Annotated in this window: 23 protein-coding genes and 1 riboswitch; of the genes, 12 read left to right on the top strand and 11 right to left on the bottom strand. The window is 65.8% G+C overall.

Annotation, left to right across the window (positions count from 1 at the left end):
* The first annotated feature begins 146 nt into the window (after nucleotides 1–146).
* Genes radA through HNW77_RS02025 form a run of 3 tightly spaced genes read left to right on the top strand, consistent with a single transcriptional unit; the run spans nucleotide 147 to nucleotide 2,465 of the window.
* Nucleotides 147–1,553 carry a DNA repair protein RadA gene (gene radA, locus HNW77_RS02035; protein ID WP_130730861.1) on the top strand — a complete coding sequence of 469 codons (1,407 nt, stop codon included), beginning with the start codon at nucleotides 147–149 and terminating at the stop codon, nucleotides 1,551–1,553.
* The gene (locus HNW77_RS02030; RefSeq protein WP_172154925.1) at nucleotides 1,550–2,176 is read left to right on the top strand and encodes a YigZ family protein; all 627 of its coding nucleotides are present in this window, start codon (nucleotides 1,550–1,552) and stop codon (nucleotides 2,174–2,176) included. The genes radA and HNW77_RS02030 overlap by 4 nt, the downstream gene beginning before the upstream one ends.
* Nucleotides 2,177–2,228: 52 nt before the next feature.
* On the top strand, nucleotides 2,229–2,465 hold the full coding sequence (locus HNW77_RS02025; protein WP_061275528.1) for a DUF3297 family protein: 237 nt from the start codon (nucleotides 2,229–2,231) through the stop codon (nucleotides 2,463–2,465).
* Between the two features lie 143 nt (nucleotides 2,466–2,608).
* Here the strand turns inward: HNW77_RS02025 and HNW77_RS02020 are convergent, their stop codons facing one another.
* From HNW77_RS02020 to HNW77_RS01990, 7 genes are all read right to left on the bottom strand, one after another.
* Nucleotides 2,609–5,203, bottom strand: a complete 2,595-nt coding sequence (locus HNW77_RS02020; protein WP_172154923.1) for an MMPL family transporter — start codon at nucleotides 5,201–5,203, stop codon at nucleotides 2,609–2,611.
* Between the two features lie 334 nt (nucleotides 5,204–5,537).
* Nucleotides 5,538–6,539: a lysylphosphatidylglycerol synthase domain-containing protein gene (locus tag HNW77_RS02015; protein WP_172154921.1), complete on the bottom strand. Its 1,002-nt coding sequence runs from the start codon at nucleotides 6,537–6,539 to the stop codon at nucleotides 5,538–5,540.
* 72 nt (nucleotides 6,540–6,611) lie between these two features.
* Complete coding sequence (ribH, locus tag HNW77_RS02010; RefSeq protein WP_172154919.1) at nucleotides 6,612–7,097, bottom strand: 6,7-dimethyl-8-ribityllumazine synthase; 486 nt, start codon at nucleotides 7,095–7,097, stop codon at nucleotides 6,612–6,614.
* 120 nt (nucleotides 7,098–7,217) lie between these two features.
* A complete protein-coding gene (ribB, locus tag HNW77_RS02005; protein ID WP_172155076.1) occupies nucleotides 7,218–8,468 on the bottom strand; it encodes a 3,4-dihydroxy-2-butanone-4-phosphate synthase in 1,251 nt (416 codons plus the stop codon).
* Nucleotides 8,468–9,085: a riboflavin synthase gene (locus HNW77_RS02000; RefSeq protein ID WP_172154898.1), complete on the bottom strand. Its 618-nt coding sequence runs from the start codon at nucleotides 9,083–9,085 to the stop codon at nucleotides 8,468–8,470. The genes ribB and HNW77_RS02000 overlap by 1 nt, the downstream gene beginning before the upstream one ends.
* A 9-nt stretch (nucleotides 9,086–9,094) precedes the next feature.
* Nucleotides 9,095–10,093, bottom strand: coding sequence for a bifunctional diaminohydroxyphosphoribosylaminopyrimidine deaminase/5-amino-6-(5-phosphoribosylamino)uracil reductase RibD (gene ribD, locus HNW77_RS01995; protein WP_241694245.1), 999 nt, complete (start codon nucleotides 10,091–10,093; stop codon nucleotides 9,095–9,097).
* Nucleotides 10,094–10,228: 135 nt separating this feature from the next.
* A riboswitch (FMN riboswitch) is annotated at nucleotides 10,229–10,388 on the bottom strand.
* Nucleotides 10,389–10,479: 91 nt separating this feature from the next.
* Nucleotides 10,480–11,376 carry an MIP/aquaporin family protein gene (locus tag HNW77_RS01990; protein WP_172154894.1) on the bottom strand — a complete coding sequence of 299 codons (897 nt, stop codon included), beginning with the start codon at nucleotides 11,374–11,376 and terminating at the stop codon, nucleotides 10,480–10,482.
* Nucleotides 11,377–11,604: 228 nt separating this feature from the next.
* On the opposite strand from HNW77_RS01990, the gene HNW77_RS01985 reads away from it, so the two are divergent.
* Complete coding sequence (locus HNW77_RS01985) at nucleotides 11,605–13,452, top strand: hypothetical protein (RefSeq protein ID WP_172155072.1); 1,848 nt, start codon at nucleotides 11,605–11,607, stop codon at nucleotides 13,450–13,452.
* On the opposite strand, the gene HNW77_RS01980 is transcribed toward HNW77_RS01985, so the two are convergent.
* Nucleotides 13,424–13,981: a hypothetical protein gene (locus HNW77_RS01980; protein ID WP_241694239.1), complete on the bottom strand. Its 558-nt coding sequence runs from the start codon at nucleotides 13,979–13,981 to the stop codon at nucleotides 13,424–13,426. The genes HNW77_RS01985 and HNW77_RS01980 overlap by 29 nt on opposite strands.
* A gap of 268 nt (nucleotides 13,982–14,249) precedes the next feature.
* Here HNW77_RS01980 and HNW77_RS01975 point away from each other — a divergent pair, with 268 nt between their 5' ends.
* Nucleotides 14,250–14,477, top strand: coding sequence for a DUF3126 family protein (locus tag HNW77_RS01975; protein ID WP_110568538.1), 228 nt, complete (start codon nucleotides 14,250–14,252; stop codon nucleotides 14,475–14,477).
* Nucleotides 14,478–14,573: 96 nt separating this feature from the next.
* On the opposite strand, the gene HNW77_RS01970 is transcribed toward HNW77_RS01975, so the two are convergent.
* Nucleotides 14,574–15,200, bottom strand: a complete 627-nt coding sequence (locus HNW77_RS01970) for a DUF2939 domain-containing protein (protein ID WP_172154892.1) — start codon at nucleotides 15,198–15,200, stop codon at nucleotides 14,574–14,576.
* Between the two features lie 198 nt (nucleotides 15,201–15,398).
* On the opposite strand from HNW77_RS01970, the gene HNW77_RS01965 reads away from it, so the two are divergent.
* The 4 genes from HNW77_RS01965 to pyk are packed head-to-tail and all read left to right on the top strand — an operon-like array spanning nucleotide 15,399 to nucleotide 19,090.
* Complete coding sequence (locus HNW77_RS01965; protein WP_172154890.1) at nucleotides 15,399–16,223, top strand: HesA/MoeB/ThiF family protein; 825 nt, start codon at nucleotides 15,399–15,401, stop codon at nucleotides 16,221–16,223.
* Entirely contained in the window at nucleotides 16,220–16,606 is a 387-nt protein-coding gene (locus HNW77_RS01960) for a DsrE family protein (protein WP_172154888.1), read from the top strand. Before HNW77_RS01965 ends, HNW77_RS01960 begins: the two co-directional genes overlap by 4 nt.
* 15 nt (nucleotides 16,607–16,621) lie before the next feature.
* Nucleotides 16,622–17,623, top strand: coding sequence for an SH3 domain-containing protein (locus tag HNW77_RS01955; RefSeq protein ID WP_172154887.1), 1,002 nt, complete (start codon nucleotides 16,622–16,624; stop codon nucleotides 17,621–17,623).
* A gap of 27 nt (nucleotides 17,624–17,650) precedes the next feature.
* A complete protein-coding gene (gene pyk, locus HNW77_RS01950) occupies nucleotides 17,651–19,090 on the top strand; it encodes a pyruvate kinase (RefSeq protein ID WP_172154886.1) in 1,440 nt (479 codons plus the stop codon).
* Between the two features lie 107 nt (nucleotides 19,091–19,197).
* On the opposite strand, the gene HNW77_RS01945 is transcribed toward pyk, so the two are convergent.
* Both HNW77_RS01945 and HNW77_RS01940 read right to left on the bottom strand, forming a co-directional pair.
* Nucleotides 19,198–20,100, bottom strand: coding sequence for a prephenate dehydrogenase/arogenate dehydrogenase family protein (locus HNW77_RS01945; protein WP_172154885.1), 903 nt, complete (start codon nucleotides 20,098–20,100; stop codon nucleotides 19,198–19,200).
* A gap of 43 nt (nucleotides 20,101–20,143) precedes the next feature.
* Nucleotides 20,144–21,211, bottom strand: coding sequence for a lysylphosphatidylglycerol synthase domain-containing protein (locus tag HNW77_RS01940; protein ID WP_172154884.1), 1,068 nt, complete (start codon nucleotides 21,209–21,211; stop codon nucleotides 20,144–20,146).
* A gap of 193 nt (nucleotides 21,212–21,404) precedes the next feature.
* Here HNW77_RS01940 and hpnA point away from each other — a divergent pair, with 193 nt between their 5' ends.
* From hpnA to hpnC, 3 genes are read left to right on the top strand one after another with little or no spacing between them, the layout of a single operon-like run.
* Entirely contained in the window at nucleotides 21,405–22,400 is a 996-nt protein-coding gene (gene hpnA / locus HNW77_RS01935) for a hopanoid-associated sugar epimerase (protein ID WP_061273926.1), read from the top strand.
* Nucleotides 22,401–22,410: 10 nt separating this feature from the next.
* Nucleotides 22,411–23,643, top strand: coding sequence for a glycosyltransferase (locus HNW77_RS01930; RefSeq protein ID WP_172154881.1), 1,233 nt, complete (start codon nucleotides 22,411–22,413; stop codon nucleotides 23,641–23,643).
* Complete coding sequence (gene hpnC / locus HNW77_RS01925) at nucleotides 23,640–24,503, top strand: squalene synthase HpnC (RefSeq protein WP_172154880.1); 864 nt, start codon at nucleotides 23,640–23,642, stop codon at nucleotides 24,501–24,503. The genes HNW77_RS01930 and hpnC overlap by 4 nt, the downstream gene beginning before the upstream one ends.
* The last annotated feature ends 48 nt before the right edge of the window (nucleotides 24,504–24,551 follow it).

Below are 24,551 nucleotides of genomic sequence, written 5' to 3'. Positions count from 1 at the left end.
TTTTTGGGTGCCGCCTTTTTCCAGAAAGGCGGCGTTCTTCTGAAGCTTTTTGAAAAAAGCTTCACCAGAAACTTTTCTCCGTTTGGCCAAGCGGCCGGTCGTTCCATATATGATATACACGATCTGTTCTTGCCCAAGGAGCCATCATGGCGCGTCGGCCCGCTAACCGTTTTGTCTGCCAGTCCTGCGGGGCGGTCTTTCCCAAATGGTCGGGAAGGTGCGATGCCTGTGGTGCCTGGAACAGCATTGTCGAGGAAACGGTCGAGCCTACCGCCACCGGCGGCACCAATGCGCGCAGGCGCACCGGCGCGCGCATCAACCTCGTGGGGCTTGCGGGCGACACGCCGCCGCCGCCGCGTATTGAAACGCATATCGGCGAACTTGACCGCGTGCTGGGCGGCGGGCTGGTACCCGCCTCGGTGGTGCTGGTAGGTGGTGATCCCGGCATCGGCAAGTCCACGCTTTTGCTGCAGGGCGCATGCGCCCTGGCGCGGGCCGGGCGCAAGGTGATGTACATCTCGGGCGAGGAAGCGGTGGACCAGATCCGCATGCGCGCGCGCAGGCTGGGGCTGGAAGCGCCCACGCTGGAACTCGCCGCCGCCATCAATGTGGCCGATATCGTGGCAACGCTTGAGGCGGAGAAGGACCTGGCGCTGGTCGTGATCGACTCGATCCAGACCATGTGGATGGAAACGGTGGAGAGCGCGCCCGGCACGGTCAGCCAGGTGCGGGCCTGCGCGTTCGAACTCATCCGCCTGGCCAAGCAGCGCGGCTTCAGCCTGATCCTCGTGGGGCATGTGACCAAGGAAGGGGCACTGGCCGGCCCGCGCGTGCTTGAGCACATGGTCGATGCGGTGATGTATTTCGAGGGTGATCGCGGTCACCAGTTCCGCATCCTGCGCGCAGCCAAGAACCGCTTTGGCGCGACTGACGAGATCGGGGTATTCGCCATGACCGATCAGGGGCTGGAGGAAGTGCCCAATCCCTCCGCCCTGTTCCTGGCCGAGCGGCGGGGGCACATTGCGGGTTCCGCCGTATTCGCGGGCATGGAGGGCACGCGCCCCGTGCTGCTGGAGGTGCAGGCACTCCTTTCGCCCAAGGCGGGCGATGGCGGCGCGCGGCGTGCCGTGGTGGGGTGGGAGACGGGGCGGCTGAACATGCTGCTCGCCGTGCTTGAGGCCCGCTGCGGCATCAAGCTCAACGCCATGGACGTGCACCTCAACATCGCGGGCGGGCTGCGCGTGGGCGAGCCTGCCGCCGACATGGCGGTGGCTGCCGCCCTTGTTTCCGCCGCCACCGGCCAGCCCACCAGCGCGGGATCGGTCTATTTTGGCGAGGTCGGGCTGTCGGGCGAGGTGCGTCAGGTCTCGCAGCCCGATACGCGCCTCAAGGAGGCGCACAAGCTGGGTTTCGAGCAGGCGTTCCTGCCGCGCCGCATCGCGCGGGGCAACCGCAAGCCTTCCGCCCCCGATGGGCTGGGCCTGCATGAAATCGGGCATCTGGGCGATCTGGTCAGCCTGTTCACCGGCGCGATGGAGGAGGCGGAGGCGTGAGCACGCCGGAACGCTTCATGCTCACAGCCCCCGCCATGCTCGAGCGTGAGGTAAAGAAAAGCATCTTCCTCGCTCAGGCCGCTCCCGTCGCCACCCCTGCCGCGGCCATGGAATTCATCGCCTCCGTCAGCGATCCCGACGCCACGCATAACTGCTGGGCCTACCTGATCGGCCAGACCTATCGCAGCGATGACGCGGGCGAGCCGGGCGGCACGGCAGGCCGCCCCATATTGCAGGTGATCGAGGGGCAGGGCTTTGACCGCACGGTAGTCGTGGTCACGCGCTGGTTTGGCGGCACCAAGCTGGGGGCTGGCGGGCTTGTGCGCGCCTATGGCGGCACGGCAGCGGAATGCCTGCGCGCAGCACCCCGCGTGCCGATTGTGGAGATGGCGGGCCTGAGCTTTGGCTGTGGCTTTTCCGAGCACGCGCTGCTGCGCGCGCGGCTTGAGGCGATGGATTGCCAGATCATGGCCGAGGAATTCGGCGCCGAGGGCGTGGACCTGCGCATAACCGTGCCCGCAGCCCGTGAGGCGGAGGTGCGCGCGCGCATTACCGACATCACGCGCGGGCAGGCCATTATCCGTGCCATCGAGGAAGCGGACGCGCCGGGTGTTGGAGAGTAACGGCATTGCCGCTATGTCAGACAGCGTTTCACGTTCAGCATACGGAAAAAACATGACCGATACCCCGCCGGACCGCCTGTCCGTCAATCCGACCAGCCCCTTTTATGACGAAGCCCTGCTTGAGCGCGGCATTGGCGTGCGCTTCAAGGGCATCGAGAAGAACAATGTCGAGGAATACTGCATCAGCGAAGGCTGGGTGCGGCTGGCCGTGGGCCGCGGCACCGACCGCTTTGGCAACCCCATGACCATGAAGGTGACCGGCCCGGTCGAGGTCTGGTTCAAGTCCTGAAGATAAAAGTTTTTGGTGAAGCTTTTTTCAAAAAGCTTCAGAAGACACCGCCTTTTTGAAAAAAGGCGGCACCCAAAAACTTTTATAACTAAAAAAGGCCGCACCCTGGGGGGATGCGGCCTTTTTGCTGTTCCCCTGCCGGGTCATTCCTTGTCAATCGCGCGCTTGGGCAGCAGGGCGGGCACGAAGACCAGCGTGGCAACCAGCGTGCAGGCCAGCGAGAGCAGCAGCAGCCGCCCCATGCTGGCCGTGCCCGGATGGTGCGAGGCCGCGAGCGAGCCGAACGCCGTGCCCGTGGTCAGCGCCGAGAACAGTACCGCGCGCGCCGTGGGGCTGGAGAGCGGCGATTTGATGCCTGCCCGCCAGTTCATGACGAAATAGATGTTGAACGACACGCCCACGCCCAGCAGCAGGGGGAGTGCGATGATGTTGGCGAAGTTGAGCTGCTCGGGCACCACGATGATCAGGATGACCGTCATCAGCGCGGAAAGCAGCAGCGGGGCCAGAACCAGCGCCGTATCAAGCAGCTTGCGCAGCGCCACGGCCAGGATGATCGCGATCATGACAATGGCGGCCCCGGCAGCCGTGACAAAGGCATGCACCATCGTCGCCGCACTCTGCACGATGTCGATGGCCGAGCCCGCCGCCGTGGGGGCAATCTTCTGTATCTCGCCCACATACTGGTGCAGCGCGCGGTTGCCCTGCATGTCATGGCTGGGATGGACCTCGACCAGCGCGCGGCCATCAGGCAGCAGGTAGTCACGTGCAAGCTGCTGCGGTACGTCGGCAATGCCCACTTCCTTTACCTGCAGCATGTCGCGCAGCATGTTCAGCTGCATGGGCAAAAAGCGCACCAGCGCCTCGTTGGTGGCCAGCACGCGGGCATCATCGGCTTTCGCCAGTTGTGCCAGCGCTGACTGGATGCGGCGCAGCGGGTCATTGGCGGGCAGCTTGTCCAGCACGCCGCCAAGGTCGCCCGCCGTCTTGGCGGCGGCGGCGCGCAGGGCATCGGCATCCGGCGCGGGCTTGGGGTCGGGCACGATCAGGGTGGGCAGGAGAATGTTCGCCGCATCCTGGATCAGCGGCAGCTTGGTCTTCTGGTCGGCTGGCACCATCGAGCCGAGCCACAGTGCATCATGTACCAGCGGCAGGCCCGACAGTTTTTCCGACATGGCGGCGGCCTGCCTGAGGTCGGGCATCAGCACATCGACCGTATAGGGCGAATACTGCGGCTCTGACATGAGCATGCCCAGCGTGACCATGCCTTCGGACTTGGGGTTCTTGGTATGCAGCGGGTCGGCATCAAAGGTCAGGCGCGGCACCAGCGCCAGCCCCACCAGCGCCACGACCACGAACCCGGCCAGGATGGGCTTGCGATGGTGGCGGATGGCGGTGTCCACCGGTCGCGCGAAGGCGAAGCCGATCGTGCCATGCCCCGCCGTGGGGCGGAACAGGCGCAGCAGTGCCGGCAGCAGCGTGAGCGTGCAGACGAAGGCGAACACCATGCCAAAGCCTGCAATCAGCCCCAGTTGCGCAACACCGACGAAGGCGGTGGGCGTAAACGCCAGGAACCCCGCCGAGGTGGCCATGGCGGCGACAAGGATCTGGTGGCCGGTTTCGTTGCCGGTCTGCTCAAGGGCGGCGGGCAGGCTCAGCGCGGACCCATCCGGGTTGGCCTGCGCGCGGAAGCGGACCGAGAACTGGATGGCAAAATCCACCGCGATGCCCACGAACAGGATGGCGAACGCCACCGAGATCAGGTTGAGCTTGCCCACAACGATGGCGGCAAACCCGGTGGTGAGCAGCAGCCCCGATACCAGCGTGATGATGATGGGCACGATGATGCGCCACGTATGCACCGCCAGGATCAGCCACAGCGTAACCAGCACCAGCGAACCGAGCAGGCCCGCCACCATGCCTTCGGCCACGGTGGCGAATTCCTCATCCGCGATCTGGGTATCGCCCGTGATGTGCACATGCGCCCGCCCGCTCTTGACGAAGGGCAGGTCGTTGGCCGAAGCCCGGATGGCGTCGGATGCCGCCCCGCCGGGCTGGAAGGAATCATAATCCAGCTTGGGCTGGGTGACGACAAACTGGAACTTGCCACCAAGGTCGGCCAGGTCACCCGCCAGCAGCCGCTCCCATGAAAGGGGTTCGGGCGTGCCATCGACCGAATGCTGCAACGTGGTGGCAAAGCCATCGAGGGCAGCGTGGAAGTTGCCAAGATCGGCCTGCCCCTGCGCCACGCCCAGCGCGATCAGGTTGAGCGCGCTGAACAGCCCGCGCCCCGAAGGATCAGCCGCAAGTTCGCTGAGGAAGGGCTGGGCGGTGATGGTGGTGTTGAGCACGCGCTCGAGCGCCTTGGGGTCAAGGAACATCAGCCCGTTGCGCACCAGGTACGGATCGGTCTGGGGCGTGGTGACGTAATTGAAGTTGGCATGGTCGCCGCGCAGTTTTGCCGCCAGGCCGAGGGCTGTCTGCTGTGCCTCCTCGGGCAGCGCCGCGTCGATCACGGCCACAAGCTGGTCCTGCTTTTGCGGGAACAGGCGGCCCATTTCATCCGAGCGCTTCTTCCAGTCCAGCGAGGACGAGAACATCTGGTCCGTATCGGTGGTCACGCCAAGCAGCGCGTAGCTGGCATAGGTCGCGCCAGCAATCAGCACGGCAAACGCCAGCACGACAGCAATGGCATGGCGGGAACACACAGCGACAAGACGCCCAAGCGGTACCGATAGCATGACGAGTATTCAGCCCTTCAGAAACCTGATCCCGTGCCGCATGAACGCGGCAGTCGGTGAAGAGGTACGGTTTGGCCCATGATGCGGTGCCGATGCAAGGTGGTTCTTTATCGCCGCGGGTTGAGGCCGATGGCGCAGATGCCAGCGTGGCGTATGGGGCCTGAAAAACCCATCCACGAAAAAACCGGCCCACCGTAAAGAAGTTTTTGGTAAAGCTTTTTTCAAAAAGCTTTGAAAGAGGCGGCCCTGATGAAAAAAGATGGCGATCAGACCCGTCTGTTTTTCATCAATTATTTGCCGGGTAACACTCTTTTACAAAAATCGTCCCGTCCGGTCAGGACTGGCGGGGCAGGCGTATTTCCGTGGCGGCAGGGCGGACCCAGCGCATTTCCATCACCTGCCATGCCACAAGCGAGGGCAGGCCCCAGGCGATCTCGCGCAGGCGTTTGATCAGCGACAGGGCAATCCCCTCCTGCGGGGAAAGGCCAAGCAGCCCGCCAATCAGGATATATCCCCCCTCCGACACGCCAAGCGCGCCGGGCACGGCAAACCCCGCCGATTTGGCGGCCTGTCCCACGCTCTCGATCACGAAACTGTCAGCAAGTGAAAGCGGGTGGCCTATTGCCGCGAGCACCACAAAAACCTCGAACGTGCCAAGCGACCAGCCCAGCAGTTGCAGCGCGCCCGCGCGCAGCGAGTTCTCGCGCGTGCGGTACAGCGTCAGGATCTGCGCATGCAGGCCACGGATGTCGTCCACCCCGTCCCACCCCAGGTGGGCTGCAATGCGCACCAGCAGCTTTTCCACCAGGGCAATGGCGCCGAGGTACTGGCTGCCAAAGAACACGGCGCCCAGCAGCAGGGCCGCGACAGCACTTTCCATGAGTTCGTCGGTCACGGGCGAGCGGTTGACGAGGCAGAACAGCACCCCGAGCCCGATGAGCGTGAAGGTGACCTGGCTGAGCAGTTCGATGGTCAGGTCGCAGATGGTCGAGGCGGCGGCCTGCTTGATGCCCGTGTCATCACGCCGGGCGAGCAGGCGGGTGGTGATGACCTCGCCACCCACCTGGGCGACCGGCAGCAGGTTGTTGATGCCCTCACGCGCGCAGCGCAGGGCAAAGAAATCGGCAAAGGCCAGCTTTGGCCGCCCGGTCTGGGCCAGCAGGCGCCATGCCTGCGCCGAGGCGCAGACCTGGGTTGCATGGAAAATGATGATGGCAGGAATGCTCCACCCCCCGGCTGCGATCAGCCCGAGGATGTCATGCAGGCCGAAACGCCCCAGCATCCAGATCGTCAGGCCGACACCGAATGCCCCGGCGAGGAAGGTAAGCAGCCGCATCCGCCATCCCTGTCACCCAAAACAGGACCGCAGAAAGGCTGTTTTCAGCCATTCATGTGGCCCGACCCTACTTTAACAGCCTCTGATTTTCTGAAGCAATGCGAGACTTTCAACACAGGCGGCCACGGCTTCGCGGCCCTTGTTGTGCACGTCATCACGCGAGCGGATGACGGCCTGCTCATCGGTGTAGGTCGTGAGCACGCCAAAGGCGATCGGCACCTCCGTATTCAGCGCCGCCTGCTGCAGGCCAACCGTCGCCCCAAGGCTGATGAACTCGAAATGCGCGGTATCCCCCTTCACCACGCAGCCGAGGCATACCACGCCATCATAACGCCCGGTTTTGGCCAGGGTCTGCGCGATCAGCGGCAGTTCATATGCACCGGGTGCATACATAACATCTTCATCACGCATGGAGATGGCGTGTTCCTTCAGCCATGCCAGCGCGCCATCGCGCAGGCCATGGGTTACGCCTTCATTGAAGCGGCTGACCACGATGGCAAGGCGCGGCGGGTGGGCGAAGCTGAGCTCGACTGTGGTAGAGGGGATGTTGGTGCTCATATCCGGCGTTGTCCGTTTTTATTGTGGGGTAAAGTGATAAAAGTTTTTGGGTGCCGCCTTTTTTCAAAAAGGCGGCGTTCTTCGAAGTTTTTTTGAAAAAAGCTTCACCAAAAACTTTTGTCAGCCTGCATCCGCTGTCGCGGGCTCGCACAGGGCATGGCCCATCCGGGTGCGCTTGGCTTCCAGATAGGCGCGGTTGAAGGGGTTGGGCGCAATGGCCAGTGCAATGCGCCTGCGCACGTCAAAGCCGTGGCGTTGCAGGGCCTGCACCTTGTCGGGGTTGTTGGTCAGCAGGTCGAGGCGGCTCACGCCGAGCGCGTGCAGGATGTCCGATGCCGCCTGCCAGTCACGCGCATCGGTCTCGAAGCCAAGGCGGTGGTTGGCGTCCACCGTGTCCAGCCCCTCATCCTGCAGCGCGTAGGCGCGGATCTTGTTGGCCAGCCCGATGCCGCGCCCCTCATGCCCGCGCACATAAACCAGCACGCCGCACCCGGCGGCGCCAATCTGCTCGAGCGCGCCCTGGAGCTGCGCGCCGCAATCGCAGCGCAGCGAGCCCAGCGCATCCCCCGTCACGCATTCCGAATGCAGGCGCACCAGCGGCACGCTGCCGGGCCTTCCGGGTTCGCCCTTGACCATGGCCACATGCTCCGTGCCATCAGGCGCGCGGAAGGCATGGATCATCATGTCCGGTCCGCCAAAGCGGCTGGGCAGGCGGGCCTGGGCAACCTGTTCGATGGCGGGCTTTTGCCCGGCATCTGCTGCAATCGGGTTGTCCTTGAGCCACTTTGCCAGTTCCGCGATGGACAGGATCTGCAACCCGTGGCGCTTCGCGTAGGGGCGCAGGTCGTCCATGCGGGCCATGGTGCCGTCCTCGTTCATGATCTCGCAGATCACGGCGGCCGGGATCAGCCCCGCCATGCGGGCAAGGTCAACCGAGGCCTCGGTATGGCCGGGGCGCGCCACCGTGCCGCCGGGCACCGCGCGCAGCGGGAAGATGTGGCCCGGCGAGACCAGATCCGCGGGCTTTGCATCGGGTGCTGCCGCCACCAGCACGGTCTCGGCGCGGTCAGCGGCGGAAATGCCGGTGGTCACGCCCTCGCGCGCCTCGATGGAAACGGTAAACGCCGTGCCGCGCGGGCAGGTGTTCACCTGTGTCATCATGGGCAGGTTGAGCTGCGTGATCCGCTCGGGCGACATGGGCATGCACACCAGCCCGCGCGCGTGGGTCACCATGAAGTTCATGGCTTCTGGCGTCATGAGTTCCGCGGCCATGACCAGGTCGCCCTCGTTCTCGCGGTCCTCGTCATCCACAAGGATGATCATCCCGCCCCGGCGGATGGTTTCCACGGCCTGCGCCAGTGCCGGGGGCATCAACGATACTGACATACGCTCTCCACATATTTTGCAATGACATCGACTTCGATGTTCACGGCGTCGCCTGGCTTCAGGCTGCCAAGGGTGGTGTGTTCCCACGTGTGGGGGATGATCATCAGCGCGATGCGGAATTCGTCCGCGCTACAGCCTTCCTCGCCCGGTGCGCCCACTGCGTTCAGGGTCAGGCTGATGCCATCGATGGTGATGGAGCCTTTCTCGACCAGGTAGCGGCGCAGCCGGGCGGGAATGGCGAAGGTGATGTGCCGCCCCTCGCCTTCCTCGCGCACCGCGATCAGGCGGCCCGTGCCATCGACATGGCCCTGCACGATATGGCCTGACAGCCGTGTGGCAGGTGTTACCGCGCGTTCGAGGTTGACGGTATGCCCGGCCCCGATGCGGCCCAGCGCCGTGCGGTCCAGCGTCTCGGAACTGATGAAGAAGGTCGCCGTGCCCTGCGTGTTGAAGGAGGTCACGGTCAGGCACACGCCATTGACGGCAATGCTCTCGCCAAGGGCCAGATCGGTGATGCCGGTTTCCACCGTTATGTCCAGATCGCGGTCAAGCCGCCGCGCGGCGCTGACCTGTCCCTGGTGCTCGATAATGCCAGAAAACATGCTTGTTCCTTATGCGGCGGCCAGTTCGGGGAAGAGGCGCAGCGGCGTTGCGTCGCCTTCGCGCACGCGCACGGCGTAATGGTCCGTGCCAGCGGGGCCTGCGGTTATGCTCAGCCAGTCATGCCACAGCCCGCGGGCATCGATTTCGGCCAGCAGCCCGGGGCCGGCCTCCACCATGGCCCATGTCACCCCCGCCTGGCCGAGCATGTCGGGCAGGGCGGCGATGTCGGTGCAGACCTGCACCGTGAAGCCCCGGTTGCGGGCTGCGGTGAGGTAGGCTTCATCCACCTCGCCCGTGCGGGTGCAGATGGCGAGGATGCGCGGCGCACGGCCCGGGTGGTCGGGCACGCGGCGCACGTCCAGGCCGGGGCGGTCGGCGTTTATGGTGCCGGTGGCGGTAATGACCGCATCGGTCGCCCGGCGCAGGCGGTGCGCCAGGTCGAGCGAGGCGGCAGCGGTGAAGGTGGTCTGGCCCGCGGGCGGCACCATGGAACCATGGGCGTCAAGCGCCTGCTTGACCGTGATCCACGGCTGGCCGGTGCGCATGAAGTGAGTGAACGGGGCCAGCAGGCTGCGGCACAGCGCCTGCATGGCGGCCTGCTGGCCTGCGGGCTGGAGCACATGCACGTCGCAGCCGCGCTGGCGCAGCGTGTCGGCCCCGCCGCCTTCCACATGCGGGTTGGGGTCGCGCACGCCAATCCATACCGTGCGGATGGGCGTTGCAAGGAGGGCCAGTGAACACGGCCCGGTGCGCCCGGTGTGATTGCAGGGCTCAAGGGTGACTACCGCCGTCTGCGCGCGTGCCAGCAGGCCGCGCTCGCGGCACTGGCTGATGGCCTGCACCTCGGCATGCGGCGTGCCTGCGCGGTGGTGGCCGCCGATGGCGAGGATGTGGCCTTCGCCGTCAAGGATGGCGCAGCCCACGGGCGGGTTGGGGGCGGTGGCACCCACATGGCGCGCGGCTTCATCCACCGCCGCGCGAAAGGCGTGGGCAATGGCGGGCGGCAGGTCAGTGGCCTGCGTGGCGGGGGTGCGGGAACCCTGTGGCAACGCGTCCAAAACACAGTACTCCATCCATCTGGACGGACCCAGGGCGCGTAAAACCACATGCCTGCCTTCCATGCGGGAAAGCAGGGCCATAGTTTCCGTTCTCTCTCATCCGGACTGTAACCGTCGGTTCCGGAATTGCACCGGATCTGCTTGACCCCGCCCGCTTTCGCGACCGGGCGCTCGCGGACTTATGGGCCTGCATGCAGGACCACTTACCGCCGGTGGGGAATTTCGCCCCGCCCTGAGAACGCCTGATAAACCGGGGCAGCACCCCGATTCGTATTCAGTGGCACTGATAGTGGGAACAATTCGTGCCGATTGCAACCCATCCCCCGTGCCGGGAACTATAATGTGTCCTGTTCGCGCGCCTTCGCGTGGCGGCCGGGATGGAACAGCGAGGGGATGCGGCCATGATGGCCGAAATTGACCACACGCGCCTCTTCCACCTCGATGCGGCCAAGCAGGCGCGAGCGGATGATGGCGATGGCCAGCGCCGCGCCCATGAACGGTCCGAGCGCATAGATCCAGAAAGACTGCCACTGCCCTGCAACCAGCGCCGGGCCAAAGCTGCGCGCAAGGTTGGAACTGTTGCCCGACAGCCAAGCCGAGATGGGGTTGCACGCCAGGAAAAACAGCCCGCCCGCCCACGGCGTGAGCCATTTCAGCGTGGGATGGGCGGCAAGGGCGCAGATCATCAGCACCAGCAGCACGGTCAGCACCAGTTCCGTCGCCAGTGGCCACAGAACCGAGACATGCGGGAACGGGATGGTGGCGGCATAGGCCGAGGCCTGTGCCATCTGCCCCCATGCCGGCAGGACATGGCCCAGCCCCGCCAGCAGCACCGTGGCCAGGCAGGCGCCAACCATCTGGGCTGTGATGTAGCCGCACAGGTCGATCATGCCCAACCGCCCCGCAAGGCTGAACGCCAGCGAGACCGAAGGGCTGACATGCGCCCCGCTCACCCGCCCGAACGGCGTGAACGCCGCCACCGTGCCCGACAGGCCAAAGAACAGCCCGCACAAGGCGGTCTGCGCCAGCGGGTGGGGGGCAAGGGCGCGGCCAATAGGGGTATAGGGCGTGGTCAGCACCGTAACCGACACGATCCCGCACAGCATGAGCACCGTCGTCGCCACCATCTCGCACGCATAAAGCTTCCAGTGCAGCGGATGGTCGGGATGGGGTGCGCCGGCAAGGGGCCGGTCCTCCTGCGGTGGGGAGCCGGTCTGCCGGGGTGCGGTCATGTCGTGTTACTCCCTTCGTGGCACATGTAGAGGCCTTGAATTAAAGCAGGGAATGGTGTGGAATAAAGGAAATCATGCGAATATAAGCCGTGCATGAGAATAGTTAATGCATAGCAGCTGAATGTTTTTTCTATAATAGGATGCGCCATCCCTCCTGTATCCCCCAGGCATGCGGGTGTGGGTGAGGGTTTTATCAACCATGTTTTCAGGGGCAGACGCGCCAGGCTGATGGATTGCTGTTGGAAAGAAGGCCGCTGTTCGTGTCAGGCCGACAGGGTGGGCAGGCCCCGCATGGTGCTTGGCGGGCTGATGGTCATGCTTGGCGGCATGGTGGCGCCCGCGGCGGCCCAGGCCGATGACATGGCCGAGATCCGCGCCATCCATGCCGAGATGCAGCGCCTGGCCAGCCGGGTGCAGCAGCTTGAGGCCCGTCATGGCATGACGGAGGGCACGCATGTGCTCGCAGGGCGCACGCTGCGCTCAGGCCCGCGCTCGAGTGCCAGCAGCACGTCGGTCACCAACCCGTCGGGCCAGATTACGGCCATGCCCGACCTGTCGCGGCTGACCATTGGCGGCCCCGCCCTGTCAGATGACGCGCAGGCGGCGGCAGCGGCCGAGAACACCATGACCGAATCCATCGTGCCCAGCCAGCCCAAGCTGGACCTTGATTCCTCCAGCCCGCTGGCCATTACCCAGACCGGGGTGGACAGCCTGCCGCCCATCTTCCGCATTGGCGGGGTTTCGGTCCGGCTGGGCGGCTTCATCGATTTCTCGAACATCTATCGCAGCAAGAACCTGACCAGCGGCCCCGCCACGAGCTGGGGCGCATTCCCCTACGCCAACAGCCCCAATGCCCATACCGGCGAGTACCGCCCGTCTGCCCAGCTGACCCGGCTGAGCGTGCTGCTGCAGGGCTCGCCCACCAAGGACGAGACGCTGTCAGGCTATATCGAGACCGATTTCGGCGGGGCCGCGGGCACCGCCAACAGCTACCAGACCAACAGCTACACGCCGCGCATCCGCCAGGCGTACATGACCTACAGCAACACCAAATGGGGCTTCCACGTGCTGGCGGGGCAGGCATGGAGCCTGACCACGGGCTACACGCAGGGCCTGCTGTCGCGCCACGAGCAGCTACCGCCGGTGGTCGATAACAACCAGATCCCCGGCATCGTGTTCACGCGCGTGCCGCAGATCCGCTTCATCAAGGATTTCGGGCGCAAATGGTGGCTCGGCCTTTCGCTCGAGGCGCCGCAGGTGGCCTATGCGGCATCAGGCAGCGCGGGCGACCACCCGATGATGACCGGCACGGATGATGATACCCTCGCCTCGTCGGGCACCACGCTGCTCTACAACAATGCGGGCTCGGGCATGCTCAACCCCAATGCCAAATACAGCATGGACGTGGCGCCCGACATCGTGCTCAAGGGCGCGCTCGACACCAAGCCCGCCCATTACGAGGTGTACGGCCTCGCGCGCTGGTTCAAGGCGATGGGGCAGGCCCCGGGCGGCCCGATCCGCGAGCATGTGTCCTTTGCCGGTGGCGTGGGCGGTGACGTGACGGTGCATGTCATTCCACGCTACCTGCAGTTTACCGGCAACGTGCTGGCAGGCGAGGGCATTGGCCGCTACGGCCCCGCCATGCTGCCCGATGCCACCTTCAAGGCCAATGGCTCGCCCGCCCCCATTCCCGAGATCATCGGCAGCATGGGGCTGATCGGCCACCCGACCTCCAACCTGCTGATCTATCTTTATGGCGGCGTGGAGAGCGCGGGCAGGCGGACCTATACCGGCAGTGATGGCTTCGAATACGGCTACGGCGTGAACGACCTGGCGCTGAGCAGCTGCAACGTGGAACTGATTACCGGCGGCAGCTGCGATGCCCAGACCCACACCATTGCCGACCTGACCGTGGGCGGCTGGTGGCATGTGCTGCAGGGCGGCTATGGCGCGGTCATGACGGGCGTGCAGTACACCTACCTGCGCAAATTCGCCTATAAGGGCGGCGACGGTGCCACCCCCACCACGGGGGGCAACACCATCTACGTCACGTTCCGCTATTTGCCTTTCCAGTAACCGTGCTGCCAGCCGCGAGGGCGGCCTGGCAATCGGCGGCCTGATGGGCGAGATGGATGTCATGCACGTCGCTTACCGCGCGGATGCTGGTCGCGCGCCAGTGCGCGGTCATGCCATGGGGCGTGCACAAAGCCCCCGCGCCCAGCAGCGGCCCGTTGCCCGGATCAACCGCTGCCAGCACGGCACGCGGGTTGCGCGGCAGGGCCAGGCGCAGCGCGGTGCGCAGGCGTGCCGTCGTCTGGTCATCGGTATGGGTGATGAGTTCGGGTACGAGTTCGATCCAGCCCGACCAGCCCGCGGCCACGGCGCGGCGCAGTTGTGGCCAGGCCTTGCGCTCATCAAGCGCCTTTATGGTCGCATCCGCCCCGTCTTCATGCAACTGGCGGGCGAGGGCGCGCGCGCTCAGGCCCATTCCGGCCTCGGTGGGGGCGCCCGCAGGCGGCAGGCTGGCGGCAAGTGCTGTCAGCCCGATGGTGGGGGCGAGCAGGGCTGCAAGCAGCATCAGCCGGGGAAACGTGCTGGGGCGCATGGTCTTTGTTCTCCCTTCTTACTGGTGTTGCGTTATGGTGAGGAAACACCGCAATCGTGGCGCGGACGGGGCATGGATGGGGAAAATCATGGGCACGCCGGTTGCAGGGGTGGGCACATGTGCTTATAGGCTGCGGCCATGCCCGCATGTGTCACGGGGCAGCCGCGCGATCCTGACCGGACCTGCCACGCGCGTTGACCAAGGGGGCGGACAAGGCCCTGGATTGTTGTTTCTGGCGGGTCTCGCCATTGTGGAGAACAGACGTTTCATGGGTGCCATGTCCTCTTCCGAACTTTCGCGTCTTCAGGTCTGCCTGCGCCGTCTGCTGGGCTCGCCGGGGCTTACCGTCAATGCGCCGCCGCGTGCCGGGCTGTCGGTTGAACTCGCGGTCAATGGCGAAGTGGTGGGCACCGTCCATCGGGATGAAGACGAGGGCGAAGTGTCCTACGCCATCCACATGACCGTGCTGGAAGAAGATCTTCCCCCCGCAAAGTAAGCGCCGGAAACAGAAAGAAGTTTTTGGTGAAGCTTTTTCAGAAAGCTTCAGGAACCGTGGCCCGTCATTCCGGCCCTGTCGTGCGGCCTGGCCAGCCTAGGGCTGTGTCAGCGGCGCGGGCACGGGGCCTGCCGATGCCTCGACAAGGGGCTGCGGCGGGGGCGCGGGCAGGTCGATTCGATGGATCTTCCACTGGAAGGCGTGGATGCGCATCTGCAATCGCAGCGGGGTCTCGTGCTCATGGCCGGGCATGATCACGCTCGCCTCGAACACGCCCGGATGGATGAAATGCGCATGCACGCGCCACAGCATGGCCAGCATCGTGCCCGCCGTGGCGGGCTGCTGCTCATGCGGCATCAGGTGATCGACCAGCATGCCCAGCTTGTCGGGGCGCACTTCCTCATCAATCGCATTGGATGCGGCGGATGAGGCGAAGGATGACCCGAAGGCTGGCAGTTCATCATCGGCCACGGGCGGGCCGATCAGGTCATCGACCACCTGCGTCTTGAGCCCGTTGCGCACCGATTCCCATTTGAGGCAGGTGTTGAGGCTGCCCATGTCATGGCTGCGGATGGCTGACGTGATGGACCACAACGTGCAGAAAGGCGAGGCCGCATACAGCGTTGTTGCGGCAGCCAGCGTGCCGGCGCACACCCACCGCGCCTGCTGGCGGCGCAGGGTGGACAGGCTGGCGGGAATTTCCATGCGGGAAAGATAAGACATTGATTTATACTCCCCCAAAATGGTTTCACCTTGCCCTTTGAGCTTATACTGGAAACATATCGGGCATGCATTGGTTTCATGATTGCGTGACATAATTTTCACGTAATCGTGATCAAAAGCCTGTCTCTCCCGGCTGCGCCGCGGTGGGGCAGGGTGTATCCGCCAGGGGTGCGGCAACGGGCGGGGCAGGAGAGAGGAATGAATTTTTCCCACGAAGAGATCCAGCGCTACGCGCGCCACATCCTCCTGCCCGAGGTGGGCGGCACGGGGCAGGAAGCGTTGAAAAACGCCAGTGTTCTGGTCATTGGCGCAGGGGGGCTGGGCTCGCCCGTGGCCCTTTACCTGGCGGCGGCCGGGGTGGGGCGCATCGGGCTGGTCGATGATGACGTGGTGGACCTGTCGAACCTGCAACGCCAGATTGCCCATGTGACCGACCGGGTTGGTCAGCCCAAGGTCGAATCGGCAGCCACCGCCATGCGTGCGATCAATCCGGGAACACGGGTCGATTGTCATAACGTGCGGCTTGCGGCTGGCAATGCGCGCGCGCTGGTGCGGCAATACGACCTTGTGTGCGATGGCAGCGACAATTTCGCCACCCGCTACCTCGTGGCCGATGCCTGCGCGCTGGAGGGGCGCACCCTCGTTTCCGCCGCCGTGCTGCGCTTTGAGGGGCAGCTTTCCACCTTCCGCCCCGGCGGCCCGTGCTATCGCTGCCTCTACCCCGAGGCGCCGCCCGCGGGCACCGTGCCCTCCTGCGCCGAGGCGGGCGTGTTCGGCGCCGTGACCGGGGTCATGGGCACGCTCCAGGCCACCGAGGCGCTGAAGGAAATCCTCGGCATTGGCGAGAGCCTGTCCGGCCGCCTGCTGGTGTGGGATGCGCTGGCCATGCGCTTTCACACCATTACGCTCCCGCCCGACCCTGACTGCGCCCTGTGTGGCGCGCACCCCACCATTCATGACCTCTCGGCCCATCACGAGCCGACTCCCGCCCGGTGCGGCGTGCCCGAAGGCGTGGCACCATGATGCGTGATGACGGGGCTCTGGCCATCCTGCTCTATGATGGCGCCTATGCCCGCGCCCATTATGCCTTTGTGGTGGCGGCGGGCGCGCTGGCCATTGGTCGCCCGGTCATCGTGTTTGCAGCCGGGCGGGGGGTGCATGCGCTGGCGCGTGACTGGCGTGGCCTGCATGATGCCGCGGATGACGCGGGCGTGCGCGCGCGCGGTGTCGCGGGCATGGACACGCTGCGTGAAGCCGTGATGGAACTTGATGCGACGCTCATGGTGTGCGAGGCCGCGCTGAAACTGTGCGACCTTGCGCCGCAACGGCTGCTCGATGGCGTGCAGGTGGCCGGTATTCCCACCTTTCTCGAAGCCGCCCGGGGGCGGCAGATCATAACCCTTTAAGGATTGAAGAACACGATGGCGCAGTGCGTGCGGCATGAATTCCTTGCGCGGGCGGCCAGCAGGCCGCCCGTGCGTGGCACCCGGCGGTGGGGGTATCTGGCAGCCTGCGTGGCGGTGCTGGGCATGGAGGCGGCCCCCGTGCAGGCTGCAACGGCCACGACCCACCATCACGCCCATGCGGCTGCTGACAAGGCGGCCACCAGCCTTGGCCATGCCCATGTGCATGGAGCAGGCAAGACCGCAAAGGCGGCGGGAAAAAAAGCCGGGGAAAAGGCCGGGAAAACCGCGCATGCGGCGGGCCATCATCACCATGCGGCAGCGGTAGCCGCTGGTGTGGGCGCAGGTGCCGTGGCGGGCGCGGGGGCTGTCGCGGCCAGCACGGCCCACGCGCCGCCTGCACCGCCGCCCGCACCGGCTGCGGATGCCGCGGCGCTGGCGCCGGTTGACAACACCAAGGGCAGCGTGACCGGCCTGCCCCTGCCGCGCTTTGCCGCCTTCCGCGCCGATGAGGTCAACCTGCGCACCGGGCCGGGCCAGCGCTACCCCATTGACTGGGTGTACCACCGCCGGGGCCTGCCGGTAAAAATCGAGCGTGAATTCGATGTGTGGCGCCTTGTCGAGGATTCGGACGGGCAGAAGGGCTGGGTCCATCAGGCAACCCTGGTGGGAACCCGCACGTTTGTCATACCGGGACTGCCCCCCCAGGGTGATGCCCAGCAGGTGGGCCAGCCCACCGCCAAGGAGACCGACGTGATTGGCCGGGCCGATACCCGCATCGTGGGCCATGTGACGGATGTGGCCGACGCGGCGGACATCAAGGGCGCGGTCATGCTGCATGCGGATGCCAACACCTCATCCGCCGTGGTGGCCGTGCTGCGCCCCGGCGTGGTGGGCACGCTGCGCCAGTGCCAGGCGGGCACGCCGTGGTGCAAGGTCTCGGTCAAGCAGTACAGTGGCTGGATCGAGCGCAGCGCCATGTGGGGGCTGTTGCCGCAGGAGGTCATAGCGCCTTCCTGAGAATGACGTGAACAGGCGGAGAAAGAAATGCCGGATACACCCTACCGTGCCATGCGCCGGACCAAGATCGTCTCGACCCTTGGCCCGGCCACGGCCGACCATGCCACCATCCGCGCGCTGGCCGTGGCGGGGGTGGATGTCTTCCGGCTCAATTTCTCCCACGGCACGCATGAAGACCACGCCGCCCGGCATGCGGTCATCCGTGACGTGGAGGCCGAGCTGGGCCGCCCCATCGGCATCCTGGCCGATGTGCAGGGCCCCAAGCTGCGGGTGGGCAGTTTTGCCAATGGAAGGGTGCAGCTTACGCCGGGCGCGCCTTTCCGGCTCGATCTTGACCCGGCACCCGGCAACGAAAAGCGCGTGAGCCTGCCCCACCCCGAAATCATTGCCGCAGCCCAGCTGGGCAGCACGCTGCTGCTTGATGATGGCAAGCTGGCGCTGCGTGTGAGCGAACGCGGTCCCGACTTTTTGCTGACCGAGGTGGTGGTGGGCGGCCCGCTATCGGACCACAAGGGCGTGAACGTGCCCGACGTGGTCCTGCCCATTCCCGCCCTGACCGACAAGGACCGCGCGGACATGGCCTTCGCGCTTGACCTGGGCATTGAATATGTCGGCCTGTCCTTCGTGCAGCGCGCCGCAGACGTGCGCGAGGCGCGTGCGCTGGCTGGTGGCCGGGCCTGGATCATGACCAAGCTTGAAAAGCCGCAGGCGATGGACAACCTGCACGAGATCATCGCCCTGTCGGATGCGGTGATGGTGGCGCGTGGCGACCTGGGGGTGGAACTGCCGCCCGAGCGCGTGCCGCTGGCCCAAAAGCGCATCATCCGCATCGCCCGCCAGCTTGGCCGCCCCGTAGTGGTGGCGACCCAGATGCTCGAGAGCATGGTGCACGCGCCCACCCCCACCCGCGCCGAGGCCTCCGACGTGGCGACGGCGGTGTTCGATGGCGCGGATGCGGTCATGCTCTCGGCCGAGACGGCGGTAGGCGCCTACCCGCGTGAGGCGGTGGCGATCATGGACCGCATCGTGCGCCGTGTTGAGGAAGATGAAGTCTGGCGCCGCCAGATGGAAACCTCCAGCCCCGAGCCGGATCATGCCATCGCCGGCGCGATTGCCGCGGCAACCCGGCAGGTGGCGGCCACGATCGATGCCGCCGCCATCGTGGCCTTTACCCTGTCGGGCCGCACGGCGCTGCGCATTGCGCGCGAGCGGCCTTCCTGCCCCATCCTTGGCCTGACCCCCACCGACGAGAGTGCCCGCAGGCTGGCGGTGGCGTGGGGCGTGCAGGCGATCTCGGTCGGGCAGGAAACCCCGGTCCATACCGTGGAGAGCGTGGTGGACCAGGCGCTGGCCGTGGCAAAAGGCGATGGCTATGGCGTGGCGGGCGAGGCGGTGGTGATCGTGGCGGGGCTGCCGTTTGGGGTTGCGGGCAGTACCAATACGCTGCGCGTGGCGACGCTGACCTGAACAAAAGTTTTTGGTGAAGCTTTTTTCAAAAAGCTTCGAAAGAACGCCGCCTTTTTGAAAAAAGGCGGCACCCAAAAACTATTATCCTTTTATTACCAAAGGGTTTTTCATGCCTGCCGGTTCTCGATCAGGCTGCGGCGGATGGCGCGCCCGCGCTTGATGCGGCTGACGATCACATCCTCATTGCCGGTGCGGATGGCGTTGCCCATGGCCTGCGCATCGGCAATGAAGCGGTCGAGCATGTCGAGCAGCGCCTCGCGGTTGTTCAGGAAGATATCGCGCCACATCGTGGGGTCGGACGCCGCGATGCGCGTGAAGTCACGAAAGCCCGAGGCCGCGAAATCCAGCACTTCCGAGCGCGTTTCATCCGCCAGGTCATCCGCCGTGCCGCATATGGTAAAGGCCAGCAGGTGCGGCAGGTGGCTGACAATGGCGCAGACCCGGTCATGGTGCGCCACCGTCATGTCGCGCACGCGGGCGCCCATCATCTCCCACAGGGTCGTGACACGGGCCAGGGCTGTGGCCGGCGTACCCGCAGGCGGCGTGAGCAGGCACCACCGGTCCTCGAACAGCGTGGCGAAACCGGCATCCGGGCCGGAGAACTCCGTGCCCGCCATCGGGTGCGCGGGCACGAAGGCAATGTCGGGGTAGGCGGCCAGCAGCGGGGCCATGGCCTCCATCACCGTCACCTTGACCGAGCCGACCTCGCTCAGGATCGCGCCCTTTTTCATGGCGGGCAGCACCTGTGCGGCCACCATGGCAATGGCCCCTACCGGCACGCAGATGATGACGCAGTCCGCATCGCGCACGGCAGTGGCCGGGTCGGCTGCGACCTCATCGGCAATGCCCAGTTCCGCCACGCGGGCGCGCACTTTGGGGCTGATGTCGCATGCGATCAGTTTGCGCGCGATGCGCCGGTCCGCATGCGCGCGGCGCAGGATGGAAGAGCCGATCAGGCCGGGGCCGATAATGACCAGCGTATCGAACAGGGGGGCGGGCTTGTCCGTCATGGGGCGGTCTGTCTGGCTATGGGTGTGACAAAAGGGGGTGCTGTCAGTCCTGCGGGGGCTTGGCGGGCTTGTTTGCAGGCACGGTGGCGGGGGCTTCTTCCGGCTGTGCGGGGGTCTTGTGGCGCAGGGCCCGCATTTCCATGGCCTGCCACAAAAGCAGCATGGGAATGCCGATGACCAGTTCCCGCCCGCGCCGCAGCAGTGACAGGCCGAGCGAGATGGAAGGTGCGATGCCAAAGGCCGAGCCAAGGGTGATGTAGGCCGCTTCCTGCACGCCCAGCCCCGCGGGCACGAGGAACGAGACGGACATGATGCCGCACGCAACACCCTCGATCGCAACCGCGCCCCCAAAGCTCAGATGCGCGCCAAGGAAGTAGTACGCCACCCAGATCGTGGCGGCACTCCCCAGCCAGCCCACGTAATGCAGCAGCGCGCCCTCCATGATGCGGCGCGGATGCGACCAGATGGCGTCGAAGCGCTCCTGTATGCTGTCAGCGCTGCTCAGCATCGCATCCTGCCACTGCGCGGCCATGTTGTGGCCCAGCATTTTGCCCGCGCGCTTGAGCAGGTCGCCCCCCCGGCGCTGGGTATAGACAAAGCCCGCAATGCCCAGGGTCAGCAGCACGAGGCCGATGATGACCGGGCGCGCGAACGGGCTGGACTGCTGGTGGGCCACGAGGCACAGCACGGCGGTCAGGATGAACAGGATCTGGCCCATCACCTCGGTGGTGATGTCAACAAGGTTGGCGCAGGCCGCCTCGCTGCCATCTATGGCGCGGCCCTTGCCACGTGGCGCGAACAGGTCGCTCGAGCAGGTGGCGCGGATGCCCAGCACCATGCCGCCAAGCTGCGAGAACGGCAGGCACGAGGCGGCTGCATCACGGATCATGCGCGACACCACCAGTTGCACGAAGGGAATGTCCCGGCAAGCCGCGTGCCAGGCAAGACCCAGTATTGCATCGACTGCAAGCTGGGCCACCACGGTCGCCATGAACCCGACCACCCCGATGGAGACGATGGCCTTCATCACCGATCCGGCTCCGAACCAGGCGGTGCAGCCAGTCAGCAGGGCCAGGCCGAGGAGGGCCAGCAGGATTGTGAGCTTTCTCAAAAAAGATCCGTCTTGGTCTGTTGGCGTCAGGACACCGGGGAAAATTCATGCCGCCGTGGCTGGTTTTGCCTGACTTACACTACAGCAGGGTCTGGCGCCACCGGGAGGTGTCGGGATAAATGGAACGCCCGCCGGTTGCGAGTCCGTATCGCAATCGTGAATTCTGTCCCCTGACGGAGTGATCGTTCAGACCATGACTGCCCCAACCCTTGTAACCGGTGCGACCGGTTTTGTCGGCTCGGCCGTTGCCCGCAATCTGGTGGAGCGCGGCCACACGCTCAGGCTCATGGTGCGCAAAGGCAGCGACCTGACCAACCTGCGCGATCTGCCCGCCGAACTGGTGGAAGGCGATCTCTCCACCCCCGAAAGCTTCGATGCGGCGGTGAAGGGCTGCCGCTACGTGTTCCATGTCGCGGCGGATTACCGGCTGTGGGTGCCCGACCCGGTGCCGATGATGGTAGCCAACGTGGAAGGCACGCGCGGCCTGATGCTGGCGGCGCAGAAGGCGGGGGTCGAGCGGATCGTGTACTGCTCCTCGGTGGCGGCGCTGGGGCTGATCGGGGATGGCACGATCTCCGATGAGGAAACGCCGGTGCATGAACATGGCGTGATCGGTATCTACAAGCGCTCCAAGTACCGCGCCGAGCAGGAAGTGCTGCGCCTGGTGCATGAGCGCGCGCTGCCTGCCGTGATCGTGAACCCCTCCACCCCCGTCGGCCCGCGCGACATCAAGCCCACGCCCACGGGCCAGATGATCCTTGATTGTGCCGCAGGCCGCATGCCCGCCTATGTCGATACCGGCGTGAACATCGTGCATGTCGATGACGTGGCCGAGGGCCATGCCCTGGCACTCGAGCGCGGGCGCATTGGCGAGAAATATATCCTGGGCGGGCAGAACTACCTGCTGCGCGACCTGTTTGCCATGACCGCCGAGATCGCGGGCGTCGCACCCCCGCGCATCAGCCTGCCGCAGGCGGTGATCTGGCCGGTGGCGGTGGCGAGCGAATGGCTGTCCCGCGCTTTTGGCATTGCGCCGCGCGTCACGCGTGAGATGCTGGCCATGTCGCACAAGAAGATGTTCTTCTCGTCGGACAAGGCAATCCGTGAACTTGGCTACGCCCCGCGCCCCGCGCGTGAGGCGGTGACGGACGCGATCGACTGGTTCCGCCAGCACGGCATGCTGGATTGAGCCGCCGGCCATGCTTCTGCTTCCCCTTTCCATTCTGACGGTTGTCATCTGGCTCGGGCTTATTTTCTGTCATGGCCGCTTCTGGCAGGCGGGGCCGGTGCTGGCCCCCGTGGCAGGCGGCCAGCTTGATCCGGCCACCTGCCCCGATGTGTGCGTGGTGGTGCCCGCGCGTGATGAGGCGCCATCGGTCGCGGCCTGCATCGGCTCGCTGCTGGCGCAGGACTATCCCGGCGCGCTGCGTGTCGTGCTGGTTGATGACAACAGCACCGATGGCACCGGGCGGCTGGCGCGCGCCGTGCCCGACCCGCACAGGCGGCTGAGCGTGGTGACCGGCAAGGCGCGGCCTGCGGGGTGGAGCGGCAAGCTGTGGGCCGTAGCCCAGGGCGTGGCCCGCGCGCGTGAACTGGCTCCTGATTCCAGCGGTTTCGTGCTGCTGACCGATGCCGACATCACCCACGATCCGCGCCATGTCTCGACCCTGGTAGCCAAGGCGCAGGCAGGCGGGCTCGATCAGGTCTCGGAGATGGTGGAACTGAACTGCGCCAGCCCCGCCGAGCGCATGCTGGTGCCTGCGTTCGTTTTCTTCTTCGCGCTGCTCTATCCGTTTGCCAGCGTGAACAACCCGCGCAGCAGGGTGGCGGGGGCTGCGGGCGGCACGGTGCTGGTGCGCTGGAGTGCACTGGCGCGCATTGGCGGCATCGAGAGCCTGCGCGGCGCGCTGATCGATGACTGCACGCTGGCCGCCCATGTCAAGCATAGCGGGGGGCGGATCTATCTGGGCCATAGCTGCCTGGCCCGGTCCATCCGGCCCTATCCGCACCCGTCCGACATCTGGCGCATGGTGGCGCGCACGGCCTATGTGCAACTGGGCTATTCGCCCCTCCTGCTTGCGGGCACGGTGCTGGGCATGGTGCTGGTGTGGATGCTGCCGATGCAGCTTGCGCTGCTCGCCCACGGGCTGCCCTGCCTGCTCGGCGCGGGCGCATGGGTGCTGTCCATGGCCTCCTACACGCCCACGCTGCGCCGGTTTGGCCAGTCGCCTGCCTGGGCGCTGTTGCTGCCGGCCATTGCGGGGTTCTATACGCTGGCCACCATCGGCTCGGCGCTCGATCACCATCGGGGGCGGGGCGTGGTCTGGAAAAGCCGCGCCTATACCGAACCGGATGGCGCGATCTCGACACATATGCGCGGCGAGAGTGCTGCAACGGTAATGAACCGCACCATGGGGGATGACGTAGGGTGAACACGGATGAGCAGGACGTATGGGGCAGCGCGGATGTCTCGTCGGGCAAGGATGCCGGGGATGAAAACTTTCCCGTAGGCTCCCTGCTGATCAGCCGCAGGCTGCGCCCGCATGTGCATGCCTATTATGATTTCGCCCGCGTGATCGACGATATCGTCGATACCGACCAGCTTGATCCGCCCGCCAAGATCGCCCGCCTCGATGCGATGGAGGCGGTGGTGCATGGCACGCGCCTCGCCCCCCACCGTGCCGATGCCCAGACGGCGGTGCGCGTGGGCCAGACCCTGCGCGAGACGGGCGTGCCCACTACTACGGCCACCGACCTGATCGTGGCCTTCCGGCAGGATGCGGTGAAGAACCGCTACGATTCGTGGGAGGAACTGGAGGAATACTGCCGCTATTCCGCCAACCCCGTGGGCCGCTTCCTGCTCGAGCTGCATGGCGAGGATGCGGGCACGTTCGGCCCGTCGGATGCGCTGTGCACGGCATTGCAGGTGCTCAACCACCTGCAGGACTGCGCCGATGACCTGCGCAACCTCGACCGCTGCTACCTGCCGCGCCCGTGGCTTGCGCAGGCGGGGGCCAGCATTGATGACCTGCGTGGCCGCCATGCCAGCCCCGGCCTGCGCCGTGTGTTCAACCAGCTGCTTGACCGGGTGGATGAACTCAACCGCCGCGCCTCCCTGCTGCCCGGCCTGATCCGTGACCGGCGCATGCGCATGGAGGCCGCCGTGATCGTGGGGCTGTCAAAGCGGCTGGCCACGCGGCTGCGCGGGGAAGACCCGGTGGCGGGCCGGGTCAAGCTGTCACGCGCAGATGTGCTCGCAGCCCTTGCGGGGGCCGTGCGAACGCTGGTCTGATAGGGCGTGATTTTGTTCTTGGGGGTGATTGCCGCTAAGAACAGGCGC

Origin of the sequence: Komagataeibacter melomenusus (genome assembly GCF_013155395.1) — a bacterium.
In the GTDB taxonomy this organism is placed as follows: Bacteria; Pseudomonadota; Alphaproteobacteria; order Acetobacterales; family Acetobacteraceae; genus Komagataeibacter; species Komagataeibacter melomenusus.
This window is presented reverse-complemented; position numbering and strand designations above follow the sequence as displayed.